The sequence below is a fragment of the Arthrobacter sp. KNU-44 genome, assembly GCF_051843155.1.
GTDB lineage: Bacteria > Actinomycetota > Actinomycetes > Actinomycetales > Micrococcaceae > Arthrobacter.
This window is the reverse complement of the sequence record NZ_JBPXNG010000002.1, coordinates 1,463,610-1,481,795: the sequence shown is the minus strand read 5'-3', so window position 1 is coordinate 1,481,795 and position 18,186 is coordinate 1,463,610. Positions and strand designations below refer to the sequence as shown.

17 protein-coding genes are annotated in these 18,186 nt (G+C 64.1%); 12 read left to right on the top strand and 5 right to left on the bottom strand.

The annotated features are described in order from the left end of the window. Positions 1-38 precede the first annotated feature (38 nt). Positions 39-1,223, top strand: coding sequence for a trans-sulfuration enzyme family protein (locus ACSVHC_RS07655; protein WP_437772443.1), 1,185 nt, complete (start codon positions 39-41; stop codon positions 1,221-1,223). 10 nt (positions 1,224-1,233) lie between these two features. Beyond that, a complete protein-coding gene (locus tag ACSVHC_RS07650; RefSeq protein ID WP_234758806.1) occupies positions 1,234-1,572 on the top strand; it encodes a DUF2516 family protein in 339 nt (112 codons plus the stop codon). Between the two features lie 176 nt (positions 1,573-1,748). Here the strand turns inward: ACSVHC_RS07650 and ACSVHC_RS07645 are convergent, their stop codons facing one another. Beyond that, complete coding sequence (locus ACSVHC_RS07645; RefSeq protein WP_439180774.1) at positions 1,749-2,561, bottom strand: class I SAM-dependent methyltransferase; 813 nt, start codon at positions 2,559-2,561, stop codon at positions 1,749-1,751. 129 nt (positions 2,562-2,690) lie between these two features. On the opposite strand from ACSVHC_RS07645, the gene ACSVHC_RS07640 reads away from it, so the two are divergent. Continuing rightward, positions 2,691-3,437 carry a phosphoglyceromutase gene (locus tag ACSVHC_RS07640; protein ID WP_437772445.1) on the top strand — a complete coding sequence of 249 codons (747 nt, stop codon included), beginning with the start codon at positions 2,691-2,693 and terminating at the stop codon, positions 3,435-3,437. A 74-nt stretch (positions 3,438-3,511) separates the two neighbouring features. Here the strand turns inward: ACSVHC_RS07640 and phoU are convergent, their stop codons facing one another. Further along, a complete protein-coding gene (gene phoU, locus ACSVHC_RS07635; protein WP_284753411.1) occupies positions 3,512-4,165 on the bottom strand; it encodes a phosphate signaling complex protein PhoU in 654 nt (217 codons plus the stop codon). 206 nt (positions 4,166-4,371) lie between these two features. Here phoU and ACSVHC_RS07630 point away from each other — a divergent pair, with 206 nt between their 5' ends. After that, positions 4,372-5,577, top strand: a complete 1,206-nt coding sequence (locus ACSVHC_RS07630) for a sensor histidine kinase (protein WP_437773955.1) — start codon at positions 4,372-4,374, stop codon at positions 5,575-5,577. Further along, positions 5,574-6,254 (top strand): response regulator transcription factor, encoded by a 681-nt coding sequence (locus ACSVHC_RS07625; protein WP_059388662.1) that lies wholly within the window; start codon positions 5,574-5,576, stop codon positions 6,252-6,254. The genes ACSVHC_RS07630 and ACSVHC_RS07625 overlap by 4 nt, the downstream gene beginning before the upstream one ends. Before the next feature lie 100 nt (positions 6,255-6,354). On the opposite strand, the gene ACSVHC_RS07620 is transcribed toward ACSVHC_RS07625, so the two are convergent. Beyond that, positions 6,355-6,933, bottom strand: coding sequence for a hypothetical protein (locus ACSVHC_RS07620; RefSeq protein ID WP_437773956.1), 579 nt, complete (start codon positions 6,931-6,933; stop codon positions 6,355-6,357). 295 nt (positions 6,934-7,228) lie between these two features. Here ACSVHC_RS07620 and ACSVHC_RS07615 point away from each other — a divergent pair, with 295 nt between their 5' ends. The 5 genes from ACSVHC_RS07615 to rlmB all read left to right on the top strand — a co-directional run bounded on the left by ACSVHC_RS07615 (position 7,229) and on the right by rlmB (position 11,812). After that, the gene (locus tag ACSVHC_RS07615) at positions 7,229-7,711 is read left to right on the top strand and encodes a CarD family transcriptional regulator (RefSeq protein WP_011690592.1); all 483 of its coding nucleotides are present in this window, start codon (positions 7,229-7,231) and stop codon (positions 7,709-7,711) included. Positions 7,712-7,889: 178 nt separating this feature from the next. After that, entirely contained in the window at positions 7,890-8,672 is a 783-nt protein-coding gene (gene ispD / locus ACSVHC_RS07610) for a 2-C-methyl-D-erythritol 4-phosphate cytidylyltransferase (RefSeq protein WP_437772446.1), read from the top strand. Positions 8,673-8,695: 23 nt separating this feature from the next. Beyond that, a complete protein-coding gene (ispF, locus tag ACSVHC_RS07605) occupies positions 8,696-9,205 on the top strand; it encodes a 2-C-methyl-D-erythritol 2,4-cyclodiphosphate synthase (RefSeq protein WP_439181380.1) in 510 nt (169 codons plus the stop codon). A gap of 68 nt (positions 9,206-9,273) precedes the next feature. Continuing rightward, entirely contained in the window at positions 9,274-10,737 is a 1,464-nt protein-coding gene (gene cysS, locus ACSVHC_RS07600; RefSeq protein WP_437772447.1) for a cysteine--tRNA ligase, read from the top strand. 79 nt (positions 10,738-10,816) lie between these two features. Next, complete coding sequence (gene rlmB, locus ACSVHC_RS07595) at positions 10,817-11,812, top strand: 23S rRNA (guanosine(2251)-2'-O)-methyltransferase RlmB (RefSeq protein ID WP_437772448.1); 996 nt, start codon at positions 10,817-10,819, stop codon at positions 11,810-11,812. 143 nt (positions 11,813-11,955) lie between these two features. On the opposite strand, the gene ACSVHC_RS07590 is transcribed toward rlmB, so the two are convergent. Beyond that, positions 11,956-12,768, bottom strand: a complete 813-nt coding sequence (locus ACSVHC_RS07590) for a carbon-nitrogen hydrolase family protein (protein WP_437772449.1) — start codon at positions 12,766-12,768, stop codon at positions 11,956-11,958. Between the two features lie 281 nt (positions 12,769-13,049). Between ACSVHC_RS07590 and glgX the strand changes: the two genes are divergently transcribed. Together glgX and ACSVHC_RS07580 are read left to right on the top strand one after the other, a co-directional pair. Further along, positions 13,050-15,158, top strand: a complete 2,109-nt coding sequence (gene glgX / locus ACSVHC_RS07585) for a glycogen debranching protein GlgX (RefSeq protein ID WP_437772450.1) — start codon at positions 13,050-13,052, stop codon at positions 15,156-15,158. Between the two features lie 5 nt (positions 15,159-15,163). Further along, positions 15,164-15,523, top strand: a complete 360-nt coding sequence (locus tag ACSVHC_RS07580; protein WP_437772451.1) for a barstar family protein — start codon at positions 15,164-15,166, stop codon at positions 15,521-15,523. Between the two features lie 43 nt (positions 15,524-15,566). Here ACSVHC_RS07580 and glgP read toward each other — a convergent pair whose 3' ends face one another. After that, the gene (gene glgP, locus ACSVHC_RS07575; RefSeq protein WP_439180772.1) at positions 15,567-18,185 is read right to left on the bottom strand and encodes an alpha-glucan family phosphorylase; all 2,619 of its coding nucleotides are present in this window, start codon (positions 18,183-18,185) and stop codon (positions 15,567-15,569) included. Position 18,186: the final 1 nt, after the last annotated feature.

Sequence of the window (18,186 nt, the reverse complement as noted above, 5' to 3'; positions counted from 1 at the left end):
CTTTCCAACGCCCGCGCCCCGCGCCGTAGGCTGGGGCAATGAGTCTTTCCCGAGAACACGCCGCAGATCTGTCCCCTGACACTGTGGTGGTGGCGGCAGGCCGTCCCGAACGAAGCCATGACCAACCCGTCAACCCGCCCATTGTTCTGTCCTCCACGTATTTCGGCACAGGAGCACTGAGCGACGGCGACCGCGGCTACGGACGCTATGCGAACCCCACGTGGGATCCGTTCGAAGAAGCACTGGCCCAGCTGGAAGGAGCCGAGCTGCCCGGTTTGCTCTATGCCTCGGGCTTGGCCGCAGTGAGTTCCGCGTTGTCGCTCGTGCCTGCCGGTGGTGTCCTGGTCATGCCCACGCACAGCTACGCAGGATCGCTCGTCATGGCCACCGAACTCGCGGCCAAGGGCATCCTTGAACTGCGGACCGTTGATATCGCGGACACCGACGCCGTCAAGGCGCAGCTCGCCCCCGCCGATGGAATACCCGCCAGCATGCTGTGGATTGAAAGCCCCACCAACCCGATGCTCGGCATCGCAGACGTACGGGCACTGGCCACCGCCGCCCATGAAGCCGGCGCCATCGTGGTCACGGACAACACCTTCTCCACGCCGCTGGTTCAGCAGCCCCTCAGTCTGGGCTCCGACGTCGTGCTCCATTCGGTGACCAAATACCTGGCTGGACACTCCGACGTCGTACTCGGCGCCTTGGTGACCTCGAATGCGGAGCTGCGAGCGGAACTCCTTCACCACCGGATCATCCACGGCGGCATCGCGGGCCCCTTCGAGGCGTGGCTCGCGCTCCGAGGCCTGCGCACGCTGGCACTCCGGATCGAGCGCTCGCAAGCTTCTGCCGCGACGTTGGCCGAGCGGCTGAGCACCCACCCGCGCGTCGAGTCGATCCGCTTCCCGGGCCTGCCCACCGATCCCGGCCATGAGCGTGCCAAGTCCCAGATGAAGGGCTTCGGCTCCATCCTGTGCATCCAGTTGGCCGGAGACGGAATCCGGAGCGGTGCCGACGCAGCAGATCAACTGGTTCGTGCACTGCAGCTGTGGATCCCCGCGACGTCGCTTGGCGGGGTCGAATCCCTCATCGAACGCCGACGCCGGCACACCGCCGAACCGCTCAGCGTGCCGGACAACCTGATCAGGATGAGCGTCGGGATCGAGAACGTCGAAGACCTCTGGGCGGATTTGGAGCAAGCGCTCAAGTCGCTTGACCGCTAGGCTTGTGGGCGTGGACGGAAAAATTTTGATTTCAAACATCCAGAATGGAATTTGGTTCATTCTGGGACTGGTTGCCTTCGCTTTGGAGCTGTGGGCGCTGGTCGATTGCCTGCGCCACAAACCCTCGTCGTTTGAAGCGGCATCCAAGCGCACCAAGACCTTCTGGCTGGCACTGACCGGCGTCGCCGCGGTGATTGGCGGCCTTTCCCTCCTCGGTGGCGGCGGTGGCTTCGGCATCTTTGGCATCGCAGCCGTCACGGCAGCGTGTGTCTATTTGGCGGACGTCCGTCCTGCGGTGAAGGAAATCGGGAACAGCGGCCGGAACCAGGGGCCGTACGGTCCCTGGTGATCCCCACCGGCTCCCTAAGCTCGCAAGCTCGCTCAGGGAACCCTGCCGGTGTGGGCCGAACCGGTTCCCTAAGCTCGCAAGCTCGCTCAGGGAACCCTGCCGGTGTGGGCCGAACCGGTTCCCTAAGCTCGCAAGCTCGCTCAGGGAACCCTGCCGGTGTGGGCCCCACCGGCTCCCTAAGCCGGGGCCACCGCTGACCAGCCGACGGTCAGTTCCCCCAAGCGCCAGCGCGAGGTTCCGTCCTGAAGGGGCCAACCGGCGTCGCGCATTGATCGGCACATGGCGGTCCACCGCTGCTTGCTGCCAAAGGACGCGAGCGGTGCGGCTTCCAACCAGGCCTGGTCCAGCGCATTCAGGAAAGCATGAATGCGTTCCCCCGGGATATTGCGGTGGATGAGTGCCTTCGGCAGGCGTTCGGCCACGTCGGAGGGAAGTTCGAAACCGCCGAAGCGCATGGACAGGCTCAAGCTCAAGGGCCCGTCCGGATCCAACGCAACCCACGTCACCCTGCGGCCGATTTCGTCACACGTGCCGTCGATGAACAATCCCTGCGGTGCCAGCCGCGACTGCACCAGCGCCCAGATCCCGGCCACATCCGATTCCTCGTATTGCCGCAGTACGTTGAAAGCCCGCACCAGCACGGGATTGCCTGGAACAGGAACCTCGAAACCGCCCACGTGGAAGCTGAGCCCGGGCCTTTCCAGGGATTTCGCGACCCGGACGCGCTCGGGCTCGATCTCGATCCCGCACACGCGGACATCGGGGCGGACTGCCTGCAGCCTTTCGAAGAGTTCGACGGCGGTGGCCGGGGAAGCGCCGTAGCCGAGGTCCACTACCAACGGGTCGACGGCGGAGCGTAGCCGCCATCCCTGCGGGCCCGCCAACCAGCGGTCCAGACGGCGCATGCGGTTGGGATTGGTGGTGCCCCTGGTGATGTTGCCGACTGGTTTACCGCGCCTTCCCTGCACCCGCTCCGCTTTTTGCACCACCGTCCCACTTTATCCTCCAACGCGGGGTCACTTACGGCCCATCCGGCCGGCAAACATCGGCGCTAAGTGACCCCGCGTTGCGACGTAACGCCCGGCAACGACCAGGCCTGATCGCTTAGGATGAAAACCATGACTTACAAGCTGATTCTGCTGCGCCACGGCCACAGCGACTGGAACGCCAAGAACCTGTTCACCGGCTGGGTGGACGTCGACCTGAACGACCAAGGCCGCGAGGAAGCAGCGCGCGGCGGAGAGCTCCTGGTCGAGAACAACGTTCTCCCGGACATCCTGTACACGTCCCTGCTCAAGCGGGCCATCAACACCGCGAACATTTCCCTGGACAAGGCCGACCGCGGCTGGATCCCGGTCAAGCGCGACTGGCGCCTCAACGAGCGCCACTACGGCGCTTTGCAGGGCAAGGACAAGGCCCAGACCCTGGCCGAGTTCGGTGAAGAGCAGTTCATGGAATGGCGCCGCAGCTACGACACCCCGCCGCCTGCCCTCTCCGATGACAGTGAGTTCTCCCAGGTCAACGACGTGCGCTACGCGGGCCTCGGGGACGCCCTGCCGCGCACCGAGTGCCTCAAGGACGTCCTGGTCCGTCTCCTGCCGTACTGGGAGTCAGACATCAAGGAAGACCTCAAGGCTGGCAAGACAGTCCTGGTCACGGCTCACGGCAATTCCCTGCGCGCCCTCGTCAAGCACTTGGACGGCATCAGCGACGAAGACATCACCGGTCTGAACATCCCGACGGGCATCCCGTTGGTCTACGACCTGGACGAAAACTTCAAGCCGATCAACCCCGGTGGAACCTACCTCGACCCCGAGGCCGCGGCAGAGTCCATCAAGGCTGTAGCTGCCCAAGGCAAGAAATAAGCTCTTGAGAAAACGACGGCGGCCGGCCCACCTCGCGAGGTGGGCCGGCCGCCGTCGTTGTTCGTTGAGCGTGGCTAGAAGCCTTCCGGCTGCCATTCACCGGTGACCAGGTAGGTCACCTTGCGGGCAACCGAGACGCCGTGGTCCGCGAAGCGCTCGAAGTAGCGGCTGGCGAGGGCCACATCCACGGTAGTGGCGGCTGTCTCGGCCCAAGCGGGATCGGCGATGGCCCTGAAGACGCTCAAGTGCAGATCGTCCACCCTGATGTTGAGCTTGAGGATGTCCCGGGCAACTTCCAGGTCGCGCGACTCCAGGAGCAGGGTGACCTTCTGGATGATTTCAAGGTCGAGGCGGGCCATGTCCTTGAACGTTGCCGTCAGCTGCTCGGGGATGACCGTGGCCGGGTAGCGCAAACGGGCCAGCTGGGCCACGTGCCGGGCGAGGTCACCCATGCGCTCAAGGGATGCGCTCATCCGCAGGGAACCGACAATCATCCGGAGATCGCTTGCCACAGGGCCCTGGAGGGCCAAGATATCGATGGCCCGTTCGTCGAGGCCGTTCTGCAGGAAATCGATCCGGGCATCGGCGGCAATGACATCCTGGGCGAGATCTACGTCGGCACCTTCGAATGCGGTGGTCGCGTTCTGGATCGCCTCAGTGACCAGTTTTGAGATCTCAATGAGGTCCTCACCGACCTGGATGAGCTCCTCCTGAAAAACCTTGCGCACGGTGGCGTCCTCTCCTTGGAAATCTCCTCCGCACCCTTCTGGCGGCGCGAAAATCATCACAGCTAACTACGGTCCAACTAGTAAGGGTGGCAGTGGTCAATGAACGATTGCGCACCTTTAGGTGAACGTTAGCTGAATCGGGGCTGTTTGGTGACCGTTCCATATTTTGCAGTGTTTTGAGCGCATAAGCTAGATCCGTGGATCCAGTGCTCATCGGTGTCATCGCAGGTCTAGTCGGCCTGTCGTGCGGCGTCTTTGGCGTGCTCGCGTTCAGGCTCAGCGAACGGCAGCGAAAGATCGTTGACCTGGACGTGACCGAGCCGCTGCTTCCGGAGGGAGCCGCGGAGGTGCTGTCCGTCGTCGGGCGCGCTTTCGTCGTGGTGGACGCGATCGACGGCGTCGTCCGGGCCAGTCCCGCGGCCTACGCCTACGGCCTCGTGAGAGGCCACACCGTGGTGCACAAGCAGTTGCTGGACATGACCGCAAAGGTGCGGCGCGACGGCGTGATCCTGGAAGAGACCTACGAGTTGCCCCGCGGCCCACTGGGCAAGGGAACCATCGTGGTGCAGGTGCGGGCAGCCATGCTCGGGTGGGAATATATCGTCCTGCTGGCCGATGACCGCACCGAAATCACCCGCACCGAAGAGATCCGCAACGACTTCGTCGCGAACGTCTCGCATGAACTCAAGACGCCAGTGGGCGCCATCTCCCTTCTGGCGGAAGCGCTCGAGGCAAGCCCCGACGACGAAGAAGCCGTGCGTCGCTTCGCGAAGCGCATGCACAAGGAATCGACAAGGCTGGCCGCGCTGGTGCAGGACATCATTGAGCTGTCCCGGCTTCAGGGAGCCAACGTGGCACAGCAAGGGCACGCCGTGGACATCAACACGGTGATCTCCGAGGCCGTGGACCGCTCGCAGCTCCCGGCCGAGCTCAAGAACATCAAGATCGTCGTGGGGGGCCGAACGGAAACAATGGTGTTCGGTGACCAGGACCTGTTGGTGACCGCCCTACGGAACCTGATCGACAACGCCATTCGTTATTCGCCGGAAAACACCCGTGTGGGAGTGGGGGTCCGCGCCAAAGAGGGCGTGGTGGCCATTTCCGTCACAGACCAGGGCGAGGGTCTCAGCCCCGAAGACCAGGAACGCATCTTCGAACGCTTCTACCGCGTGGATGCGGCGAGGTCCCGCCAGACCGGGGGAACGGGTTTGGGCCTGAGTATCGTCAAGCACGTGGTATCCAACCACGGCGGCGAGGTCACCGTCTGGTCCCAGCCCGGCCAAGGTTCTACTTTCACCATCCGCCTTCCGGAAATGGAAGGCCAGGAGGACGACGACGCCGGGGCGAAGCCCCGAAGCGTGATTCAATCGACGGGCGCTGTGCGCGCCCTAGAGCAAGGAGCTGGCGCTTGAGCAGGATTCTGATCGTGGAGGACGAAGAGTCGTTCAGCGACCCTCTGTCCTACCTATTGGGCAAAGAAGGCTTCGATGTCCAGGTTGTAGACAACGGCAGTGATGCCTTGGTGGAGTTCGACCGCAACGGGGCCGACCTGGTCCTGCTGGACCTGCAGCTTCCGGGAACTCCTGGCACTGAGGTTTGCCGGCAACTGCGCCAACGCTCCAGCGTCCCGGTCATCATGCTGACGGCCAAGGACTCGGAAATCGACAAGGTAGTTGGACTGGAGCTTGGCGCGGACGACTACGTCACCAAGCCGTACTCCTCCAGGGAACTCGTTGCGCGCGTCCGTGCCGTGCTGCGTAGGCAAGGCGAGCCGGAGGAGCTCATCACCTCCACCGTGCAGGCCGGCCCGGTGAGGATGGACATCGAGCGGCATGTGGTGAGCGTCAACGGCGAACAGGTATCGCTTCCACTGAAGGAGTTCGAACTCCTGGAGATGCTCCTTCGCAATTCGGGCCGTGTGCTCACCCGTGGGCAGTTGATCGACCGCGTCTGGGGTTCCGACTACGTGGGCGATACCAAGACCCTGGACGTCCACGTGAAGCGCTTGCGCAGCAAGATCGAGCCGGACCCCTCGGTTCCCCGCTACCTCGTGACGGTTCGGGGCCTGGGCTACAAGTTCGAGCCGTAAGAAGCTACAGCAAAAGGAAGGGCTCCCATCGGGAGCCCTTCCTTTTTGTCTTCGAGGATCCAGCGTATTGCCGACCGAAGCGGCGCAGGCCGCCGGCCGCCTAGTGGCCGGTGGCGCTTGCGCTCGGAGTCGGGGTCGCGCTGCTGCCCGGAGTTGCGCTGCTGCTCGGGGTGGCGGAACCGCTGACCGAGGGGCTCGGAGAAGCGGAAGCGGTGGGGAGGTACTTCGCGTATTCCTTCAAGGAAGCGTCCAGGACCGGGAACTGCACGGCGCGGGAATCGGAGCCGGTCTTGATGGTCACGGAAGCCATGGAGCCAGGGGCTCCGCCGCTCGTGCTCAGAACCGCGGCGTCCGTGGTCTCGTTGAGGTAGGTCTGGGACTTGGCCTTGACCGGAATGGTCGCCTGTGACCCGCCGGCACCACTGATGGTCAGGGTTGCATCGCTCGAGGAGGTGTTGAACACGGCACCAATGACGCGTCCCGGCTTGTTGGCATCCGTGGAGACGATGAGCATGTTGCGCAGCTGAAGCGAACCGAGGTCTTCCCTGACGCCGTCAGACGGAGAGTACTGCTCGTTGGTCTGCTGGGGGTTGATATAGCCACAGCCGGTCACGGACAAGAGACCGATGCTGATGGCGGCCGCCGCCATCGCCAGTTTGCCGCGCTGGACACGGTTCATCGCAGTAATGCGCACGACACGTACTCCTCTAAGAGTCATTGGAACACTTTTCAGCCATAGCCTATCGGCAAACTAGCAGGAACAAGGATTCCGATCACCATTGTGGCGGCCCTCCAGAAGGAGTAGGCTCATCCGGAACGCTGCGTCCAATGCACTTTTATGCCCTCCCGTCAAGAGGGTGCCGGAGGTCCGAAAAGGCCATTTTCCGCGTATTTACAGGGCTCAGGACCCCTTTCCGTGCCAATCGTATGCCTTAAGCGTGATAAACTGGTCTGCGGGAAAGGGGAAAGTCCACATGGTTTTTGAGGTCGGCGAGACAGTAGTTTACCCTCACCACGGTGCAGCAAAAATTGAAGAAATCAAGATGCGCACTATCAAGGGCGAAGAGAAAATGTATCTCAAGCTCAAGGTGGCTCAGGGTGATCTGACCATTGAAGTTCCAGCAGAAAACGTAGACCTTGTTGGGGTCCGCGACGTAGTGGGCAAGGAAGGCTTGGAGCACGTATTTGACGTTCTCCGTGCCGAGTTCACTGAAGAGCCCACCAACTGGTCCCGTCGCTACAAGGCAAACCTGGAGAAGCTTGCTTCCGGCGACGTCATCAAGGTTGCAGAGGTCGTCCGCGATCTTTGGCGCCGTGATCACGATCGCGGCCTTTCCGCAGGTGAAAAGCGAATGCTGGCCAAAGCCCGTCAGATTCTGATTTCAGAACTGGCACTGGCTGAGAAGACCGACGAAGAGAAGGCCGCAAGCGTTCTCGACGAAGTTCTGGCTTCCTAACAGAGATTCAAAGATTTGAGCCCCGGTAGCAACCTGCTGCCGGGGTTTCCTTTTGCTCCAAAGCCCAACTGACTAGCTCCAAAGCCCAACTGACTAGCAATAGATGTCGTTCTGGGCGCCCAAAACGACATTTGCTGCCAGCTAGTTGGGCGGGTGGCCACCACGTAGGCTTGGGCGCATGACTACACCATCCCAGCGCGAGGCCACCGCCGTCGTCGTCGTTGCGGCAGGCTCCGGTGAGCGGCTTGGCTACGGCATGCCTAAGGCAAAAGTGCCGCTGGGCGGCGAAGCGATCCTCACGCATGCCCTTCGCGGCGTCGCGACGGCGGACGTTGCCCGCCAGATCTGCGTGGCCGTCCCCGCAGGGGACCTGGAGTTGCGCGAGCTGTGCGAGGAATTCCGGCAGGAACTGGGCGCTGACGGCCCGCTGATTACCGTCGTCGACGGCGGATCCACCCGTGCCGCTTCGGTCCGCGCCGCCCTTGGGGCGGTCCTCGAAGGAACGCGCGCTGTCCTGGTTCACGACGCCGCGCGCGCGCTGACTCCCGAGCGGGTCTTCCACCGGGTTGCCGTGGCGCTCTCGTCCGGCGCCAAAGCGGTCATCCCCGCCATTCCGGTGGTGGATACCGTCAAGATGGTTGCGGAAACTGACGGTGACGACGCCGGAATCGCGCCGGAGATCGTCACCGGCACCGCCCCGCGCGAACAACTTCGTGCGGTGCAGACTCCGCAGGGATTCGACTTTGAGACTTTGTTGCGCGCCCACGCGGCGGCCGCCACGTTCGACGACGAGCAGTCGGCGGCAGTCACGGATGACGCCATGCTGGTCGAGCTCCTGGGCGTGCCGGTCCACGCGGTCCGCGGTGCCAGCCAGTCACTGAAGATCACCACGCCTTTGGATCTCATCATTGCGGAGGGCCTGCTGGAAGGGCCGCTCGGAGTCCGCTGGGTGGAAGGCTGATGGCAGGCCCGAAGAACGCGGCCATGATTCTGCCGCGCACAGGCATCGGGGTGGACGTGCACGCCTACGCACCCGACAACGATCCGCAGCCGCTATGGCTCGGCGGGCTGTTTTGGAAGGGCGAGCGCGGACTTTCCGGGCATTCCGACGGCGATTGCGTTGCCCATGCAGCCGCTGACGCGCTCTTCTCCGCTTGCGGCATTGGTGATCTCGGCACGCATTTTGGCACCGACCGTCCCGAATTCGCAGGTGCGTCCGGTGTGAAGTTGCTGGGGGAGGCGGCCAGGATTGTCCGGGCTGCCGGCTTTGAGATCGGGAACGTGGCAGTGCAGTTCGTTGCCAACAGGCCGAAGTTCGGGCCGCGGCGTGAGGAGTCGCAGCGTGTCCTCAGCGCCGCCGCAGGAGCTTCCGTCAGCGTCACGGCAACCACCAGCGATGGCCTGGGTTTCACGGGGCGGGGAGAGGGCATCTCCGCTGTCGCCACGGCCCTCGTGTACGCCGTGCCCGCAGCGACCCAAAGCGATAGCGCCTAAATAGCGCCTCAACAGGGGTAGATGGTGGGCAACGAAGCCAGAGGGTGCGCATCCGCTAATCTGGAGCGGTGACCCTGCGCTTTTACGACACTGCATCCGCCGAAGTCCGCGACTTCGTTCCCCTTGAAGCCGGCAAGGCCAGCGTCTACTACTGCGGTGCCACGGTGCAGGGGATGCCGCACGTGGGGCATGTCCGTTCCGCGATCGCCTTCGACCAGTTGACCCGTTGGCTTGAATACCGGGGCCTGCGTGTCACTGTTGTCCGCAACGTCACGGACATCGACGACAAGATCCTCGCCAAGTCGGCGCAGTCCTTCGGACCGGACTGGGCCGAGGAACCCACAGCCAAGGCCGAGGAAGAGTGGTGGGCCCTGGCCTACCGCTACGAGCAGGAATTCGAGCAGGCCTACGATGTCCTGGGCGTTTCCCGCCCCACCTATGAGCCTCGTGCCACCGGCCACATCCCGGAGATGCACGCCCTCATTCAAAGGCTCATCGACCGCGGCCATGCCTACCCTGCGCTGGACGACTCCGGGGACGTCTACTTCGACGTCCGCTCCTGGAGCAAGTACGGCTCGCTGACCCGCCAGAACATCGACGACATGCAGGGAGCCGCCGACGTCGAGCCTCAATTCAGCAGCAGGAAGCGCGACCCGCGCGACTTCGCGCTGTGGAAAGGCTACAAGGACGGGGAGCCGACGACGGCGAGCTGGGTTTCGCCGTGGGGAACGGGCCGGCCGGGTTGGCATCTTGAATGCTCCGCCATGGCCACGAAGTACTTGGGCCAGCAGTTCGACATCCACGGCGGCGGATTGGACCTCCGCTTCCCGCACCACGAGAACGAGATGGCACAATCGCAGGCCGCCGGTGACGGATTCGCCAATTTCTGGCTGCACAACGGCATGGTCACGTATGAGGGCGAAAAGATGTCCAAATCCGTGGGCAATACAGTGAGCCCCTCGGAAATGCTCGAGCTCGCCAGTCCGCGGGTTGTCCGGTACTACCTTGGCCAGGCGCAGTACCGCTCCGTCCTGGACTACCGGCCCACCTCGCTCCAGGAGGCTGCGGCGGCCGTAGAGCGGATCTACGGCTTTGTTGCGAAGGCTTCCAAGAAGTTCGGTGGCGACTTCGCCGCGCACCCTGAGTCGAGCCCCGTTCCGGATGCCTTTGCTGCTGCCATGGATGACGACCTCAACGTCCCGCAGGCCCTCGGCGCGCTGCATGAGACTGTCCGGGCGGGGAACACCGCTCTGGCGTCCGGAGACGACGCCGGGGCCGAGCAGGCGCTCCGGGCAGTGATGGCCATGACCACCGTGCTTGGATTGAACGACGTCCGCGGCGAAGTCCAGGAGAACTCCGAGACTGCCCAGGCCCTTGAGGTCCTCGTGGAAGCCCAGTTGCAGGCTCGCGCCGAGGCGAGGGTGAACAAGGATTGGGCGGCTTCCGACGCGATCCGCGACACTCTCGCGGCAGCCGGTATCGCCGTCGAGGATGGCGCCGATGGAGCCAGCTGGAGCCTCAAGAGGGATTGAGAAAGCGCCGTCGTCCCGATTTAAGTTGATTCAGTAGACTTGATTGCAGACGTACTCAACACAATCAAGGGTGGAATTCATGGCCAACAACGGTCGCCGGGCTGTCAAGAGCAAGAAGGGCCCCACCACCGGAACCGGTGGCCACGGTCGAAAGGCCCTCGAAGGCAGGGGTCCAACCCCCAAGGCTGAGGACCGCGAGTACCACAAGGCGTACAAGAGCAAGCAGCTTGCCGAGCGCTCCGCGGCCAAGCGCGCGGCCGGGGGCACCAGCCGCTCCAACCCGGGCGCCCGCTCAGGCCCGAAGGGCCGCGCTACTGAGGAAGTCGTCACCGGACGCAACTCCGTGGTGGAGGCGCTTCGCGCCGGAATCCCCGCGAAGGCACTGCACGTTGCCATTCGGATCGAGATGGACGACCGCGTCAAGGAGTCCCTCAAGCTCGCTGCCGAACGTGGCATCCCGCTGCTGGAAACCGGTAAGCCCGAGCTGGACCGCATGACCGAAGACGCCGTCCACCAGGGCCTCGTTCTGCAGATCCCGCCGTACGAATACCAGGACGCCTACGACCTTGCCGAAGAGACGGTCACAAAGTGGAAGAAGGGGTACATCCCCAACGCGCCCCTCTTCGTTGCGCTCGACGGCATCACCGACCCACGCAACCTGGGCGCCATCATCCGCTCCGTTTCCGCCTTCAGCGGCCACGGCGTGATTGTCCCGGAGCGCCGCTCCGTCGGCGTCACCGCTTCGGCTTGGAAGACCAGCGCCGGCGCGGCGGTCCGCGTCCCCGTTGCCCGGGCGGCCAACCTGAACAACGCGCTCAAGCAGTTCAAACAGATGGGCATCTTCGTGCTGGGCCTGGACGGCGACGGCGATGTCTCGCTGCCGGATCTCGCCCTGGCCACCGATCCCGTGTGCATTGTCGTGGGTTCCGAGGGCAAGGGGCTCAGCCGCCTGGTCCGCGAAAACTGCGACCAGATCATCTCCATCCCGATCGACTCCGCCATGGAATCGCTCAACGCCTCCATGGCCGTGGGCATCTCCCTGTACGAGGTCTCAAGGCAGCGCGCCACGAAGTAGCGGGTTGGGTGGCGGCACAGCCGACGCCCGCTCACTTATACGGTGTTTCCAACGGACGCCCGCTCACTTATAGCGCCAAATACAGCAACGCCCGCTCACTACTTTTGGTGAGCGGGCGTTGCTGTTCGCTTTATAAGTCGGAGTTAGAAGTCGTGTCGGTTCGCCAGGACCGGGAGCTTGACCCGCGCTTCCTTGACGACGGCGGCGTCCAGCTCTGCGAACAAGAGGCCCGGTTCGGCGTCGAGCTCTTCCAGCACGTTCCCCAGGGGAGACACGACCACCGAGTGCCCCACTCCGGTAGGCGCTGCACCCTTGGGTTCACGGCCTTGGCTCGCGGGATCGCCTTGGCCGCAAGCCAGCACGAAGGTCGTGGTGTCGATCGCCCGGGCCCGCGCGAGCAGCTTCCACTGCTCCGCCTTCCCAGGCCCGGCACCCCAGGAAGCGGACACGATATTCACATCGGCGCCGCGGTCGGCATTAGCGGTGAAGAGGGCCGGGAAACGGATGTCGTAGCAGGTGGCCAGGCCAAAGGTGAGGCCGCCGGCGTCGAACGTGACCGGATCGGTGCCGGCGTCGACGGTATCCGATTCCGCAAAGCCGAAGGCGTCGAAGAGGTGGATCTTGTCGTAGCTGGTGTCCACCCCGGGCCCGGTGGCGATCAGCGTGTTCCGGACTTTCCCATTGCTGCCGCCGTCGGAGGCCAGCCCGGGGGTGAACATTCCGGCCACGATCACGATTCCAAGATCCCGGGCGATCTTCCGCACCTGGCTGGCCCACGGCCCGTCCAGGGGCTCAGCGATGTCGAGCAGGGAATTCCCGAACGCCCGCATGGTCGCTTCCGGGAATACCACGAGCTCGGCGCCGCCCTCTTTTGCCCGGCGGGCGTAGCCTTCCAACAGGAGCAGGTTGTCTGCCAGCTCGCGGCCGCTGATGAGTTGAGCAAGGGCGATTCGCACAATTACCTCCACATTGGTGTATAGCCAAAGTATGCAACGACCGCGCCGAGGATACGAACCCAGCCGCGGGCAGCGGGCGTATTCGGCGCAATCGACACAATCCGCTCAAACGACAGGTTTCACAAAAAGCGCAACGAGCCGAATGGTTCGACGTTTCAGCAGGTGAGCGGCCTGTTTGCGTTCGTACTGGCCGCCGGCCTGGTTCAGACCGCCGGGCATGGGCACTGTCATATGGGCCGCGGGCGGGGGAGAATTGGCGTCGGAGACTAAACTCTCAAGTAATGGTTATGCCGATTTTTGACACAGCATCTACAGTGGACGCCTCGCGGCCGTCGCCGCTCGGGCTGAGTGTTCCGTTGCCCGGGAAAGCCGACCGCGACACCCCTTCTCCGGACCGGGTCAACGTCGCTGTGTGGGCCCCCGGACTTACTCGAGTCGAAATCGCTTACAAGGCCCCTGGCGACTCCTGGAAGATCCACACGCTTCCCAAACTTGAGGACGGCGTTCACCACGGGATTGTCGACGGGCTGCCGCCCGGCACCCGGTACGGCTTCCGCGCCGCAGTCCACGAGGACACGCTCCCACTGTCCGTTCCTGCCCCGGACTTTGACGCCGACGACGCCGAGCAGCTGTTGCTCGATCCCTACGGTCGGGCGGTGCACCAGCGCGGAGAACTGCTGACCTCCGTGCGGATGGAATCGGGTTTCGACTGGGGTGACGATCGCCCGTTGCGCACGACGTGGCGGGACACCATTGTCTACGAAGCTCACGTCCGGGGCCAAAGCATGCTGCATCCGGATATCCCGGAGCACCTCCGCGGCACGTACGCGGGGATGGCCCACCCCGCCATGATCGAGCACTTCCACTCATTGGGAGTGACTGCTGTGCAATTGCTGCCCATCCACTTCCACATGGACGAGCAGCACCTGCAGTACTTGGGCCTGACCAACTATTGGGGCTACAACACGGCAGCGTTCTTTGCGCCGCATGCGGACTACGCCACGCAGGCGGCCCAGCAGGCCGGCCCGCACGCCGTCCAGGACGAATTCAAGGGCATGGTGAAGCTCCTGCATGCGGCGGGGATCGAAGTGATCCTCGATGTCGTCTACAACCACACGGCGGAAGGCGGGCCTGACGGAGACACCTTCAGTTTCAGGGGTCTGGGCGAGGAGCGGTACTACCGTCATGATGCCCACGGCCGCTACCTCGATACGACGGGCTGCGGCAACACCCTCAATTTTGCCGAACCGAAGGTAGTGGATCTGGCGATTGAATCGCTGCGCTATTGGGCGGAAGAATTCCACATCGATGGCTTCCGCTTCGACCTTGCCGTGACCCTATGCCGCAATGCCGGCAACGAGTTCGATCCCGAGCACCCTTTCCTGAAGCGCATCGCGGAAGATCCGGTGATCTCCAAGACCAAGCTCATTTCCGAACCATGGGATGTGGGCTACGGCGGCTGGCAGACCGGACGGTTCCCCAAGGGCTGGGTGGACTGGAACGATCACTTCCGCGACGGCGTGCGCCGCTTCTGGCTCTCTGACCGGGGCGCCGCCGACGCCGGGATGTCCGGCGGCAACGTTGGGGTCCTGGCGGACGCCTTGACTGGCTCCGCCCGGGTCTTTGAACCTTCGGGGCGCTCGAGGCTCGCCTCCCTCAACTTCATCACCGCCCACGACGGTTTCACGCTTGCCGACCTCGTGTCCTACGACCGCAAGCACAACGAAGCCAACGGCGAACAAAACCGCGACGGCCACGGCGACAACCGTAGTTACAACCACGGATTCGAAGGACGAACGGAGAACGAGAGGATTCTCGCGGCCCGTGCCCTTTCCAAACGGAACCTCATGACCACCTTGATGATCTCCATCGGCGTACCCATGATCACTGCCGGCGATGAGCTCGGACGCACACAGCAGGGAAACAACAACGCCTATTGCCAGGACAACCCCCTGACATGGATCGACTGGACCCAGACACCCGAATCGCATGACATGCTGCGGAGCACCAAGCGGGTGATCCGGCTCCGCAAGGAGTTCCTGCACGCCCAGGACGAAGGTTTCCCGGACAAGGGAACGGGCCTGGAATGGTTTGATGAGGAGGGCCAGCCGATGACGGCGTCCCGGTGGCACGATCCCTCGCTGCGTGTTGTGCAACTCTTGGTGAGCTCGGAAGGCGGTGCCTACCGGGGCTTGCTCGTGATCAACGGGAACAAGGATGACCAGAAAGTTGTCTTGCCCAAATTGGTCGCCGAATCCGGGGCTGGCAGCCGGATGTTCGAACTAAGGCTGACAACCTCCGAGCTCAATGACCGTAGGCAAGGAGCGCTAGTCGCGGCAGGCGAACGGGAAGTCGTCCAAGGCAACACCATCAACATCTACCGCACTTAGGAACCATGAAAATCTATTCGGCAGACACGTGGACACTGGAAGAACTAAAGGAACAAGTGTCCGACGCCGGCCGCCGCACCGTGATGGTGCCGCCGGCAACAAACAAGGAGGGCGTCCTGGAAGTGTTCGGCCAGGTGCTCGATTTCCCCGAGTACGACGGGGTGGACCTGGATGCGCTCAACGATTCACTCCACGATTTCGCAGACAGTGTGTCCGAGGACGACCAATCACCTGTCACCCTGATTTGGCAGGTCCCGGCGGCCTACCGGACAGACCGGTCCTTCGGGTTGGTTTGCGAGATCCTCCAAGACGCCGAGTTCTACTCCGGGCGGGACCTCGCCGTCATAGCGGTCTTCCAGCAGTAGCTCGACTGGCCGGGCGGGCGATGCCCGTCCGGCCAGCTCGTCGCTACGCGTTGACGATCAGCCCCAGTTCGGCCTTCGAGGCCAGGGAGGGGTGCTTCGGGAAGACCCGGACGGTGTAGCCGAACGATCCGGAGCGGTTGATCAGGATGGACCCGGTGAACAGGTGGCGCCCGTTGCCGAGGTCCTCGAACGAGCTCAGTTCGGCCACGGTGATGTCCTCCAACTCATCGCTTTCTTCAGCCCGCCCGTAGGCCACCTCGACGCTGACGTCGTCCGGTGTCAGGGTGTGGAGGGCGATGTAGGCGTTGACCTGGAGGGTGTCGCCGATCTGGGGTTCTTCGGAGACGCCGATGGAATCGACGTGTTCCACGATCAGCTGCGGCCAGGCGTTGCGGACCTTGGTGGTCCACGCCGCCAGCTCCTTCGCCTCCTTGAAGAAGCCAGCCACGGCACGCCGTCCTGACCCCGCTGCCGGGCGGTAGAGGGTGTTGACGTAGTCCTGGAGCATCCGGTCGGCCGAGACTGCCGGGCCGAGGTGGGCCAGGGTGTGCTTGATCATGGACACCCAGTGCGTCGGCACGGCTTCCGGGCCCGACTGCGAGGGCCCGGCCGCGCCGGCGTCCGCGGAGACCGTGGAGCCGTAGAAGCGCGGTGCCACCTGGGTCTCGAGGAGCTCGTAGAGCGCGGCGGCTTCGATGTCATCGCGTTCGGTCGGTGACGCGTCGTTGTTCGCGGTCGGGATCGCCCAGCCGTTCTCGCCGTCGTACATCTCATCCCACCAGCCGTCCAGCACCGAGAGGTTCAGGGAGCCGTTGATGGCCGCCTTCATCCCGGAGGTGCCGCAGGCCTCCAGGGGCCGCAGCGGGTTGTTCAGCCACACGTCGCAGCCCGGGAACAGGGTCCGGGCCATGGCGATGTCGTAGTTGGGCAGGAACACGATCCGGTGCCTCACGGCGGGGTCGTCGGTGAACTTCACCAGGTCCTGGATCATCTTCTTGCCGGCGTCATCGGCCGGGTGGGACTTGCCGGCGATGACCAGCTGGATGGGGTGCTTCGGGTGCAGCAGCAGCGCCTTGAGGCGTGCCGGGTCCCGGAGCATCAGGGTCAGGCGCTTGTAGGTGGGCACGCGCCGGGCGAAACCGATCGTGAGCACGTCCGGGTCCAGCACGGTGTCCGTCCAGCCCAGCTCCGCATCGGCCGCCCCGCGCTTCTTCCATGCCGCCCGGAGCCGACGCCGGACATCCTCCACGAGGGAAACGCGAAGTTGACGCCGCAGCGTCCACACGTCCTCGTCGCTGACGTTGTAGGCGAGATCCCAGCGGCCCATGGCCTCGGCCTCGCTTCCAAACTGCTGGCGGGCCAAGGCAGAGATGCGCGGGTCCACCCAGGTGGGTACGTGGACGCCGTTGGTGACGGAGGTGATGGGGATTTCGGAGTGGTCGAAGCCTGGCCAGAGCCCGGAGAACATCTCGCGGGAGACCACGCCGTGGAGTTTGGCCACGCCGTTGGCCCGCTGCGCCAGGCGCAGGCCCATGACGGCCATGTTGAAGACCGCGGGGTTGCCGCCGTCGTAGTTTTCCCGGCCCAGGTCCAGGACTTTCTCCACCGGGACGTCCGGGGCCAGGCCGGCGTCGAAGAAGTGCCTGATCTGCACGGCCTCGAACCGGTCGATGCCGGCCGGGACGGGGGTGTGGGTGGTGAACACCGTGGACGCGCGTCCGGCGGCGAGGGCCTCGGACCAGCTCAGCGGGGCTTCGGCGGACATGAGTTCCTGGATGCGTTCGATGCCCAGGAACCCGGCGTGGCCTTCGTTGGTGTGGAACACTTCCGGGGCCGGGGTGCCGGTGAGGCGCTGGTAGACGCGCAGGGCCTTCACCCCGCCCATGCCCAGCAGCAGTTCCTGCTGCAGGCGGTGGTCACCGCCGCCGCCGTAGAGCCGGTCCGTGATCCCGCGCGCGGCGTCGTCGTTGGCCGGGACGTTCGAATCGAGCAGCAGCAGCGGCACGCGCCCGACGTCGGCCCGCCAGATGTGCGCGTTGAGCTTGCGTCCGTTGGGCAGCGGCAGTGAGATCGTCACCGGCTTGCCGGTGCCGTCTTCGGACGGTTCGCGCAACAGTGTCAGGGGCAGGCCGTCCGGGTCCAGGACCGGGTAGGTCTCCTGCTGCCAGGCGTCCCGGGAGAGGGACTGCTTGAAGTAGCCCGCCTGGTACAGCAGCCCGACGCCGATCAGCGGCACGCCCAGGTCCGAAGCGGCCTTCAGGTGGTCACCGGCCAGGATCCCCAGGCCGCCGGAATACTGCGGAAGCACCTCGGTGATCCCGAATTCAGGCGAGAAATACGCGATGCACGCCGGAGCATCCGGACCCAGGCCCTGGTACCAGCGCGGCTCACTCAGATACCGGTCCAGATTCGCCGCCGCACGCTGCACACGCTCTACAAGTTCATTGTTGGAAGCAAGTTGGTCCAGCTGATCGCGGCTGATTGACCCGAGGAGGCTTATTGGATCGTGACGGCTCTCCTCCCACAATTCCTGGTCAAGGCTCGCAAAGAGTTCACGGGTAGGCCGGTGCCACGACCAGCGCAGATTCATCGCGAGACGCGCCAGTGGCTGGATCGGCTCGGGGAGCAGTGTACGGACGGTAAACCTTCGAATTGCCTTCACG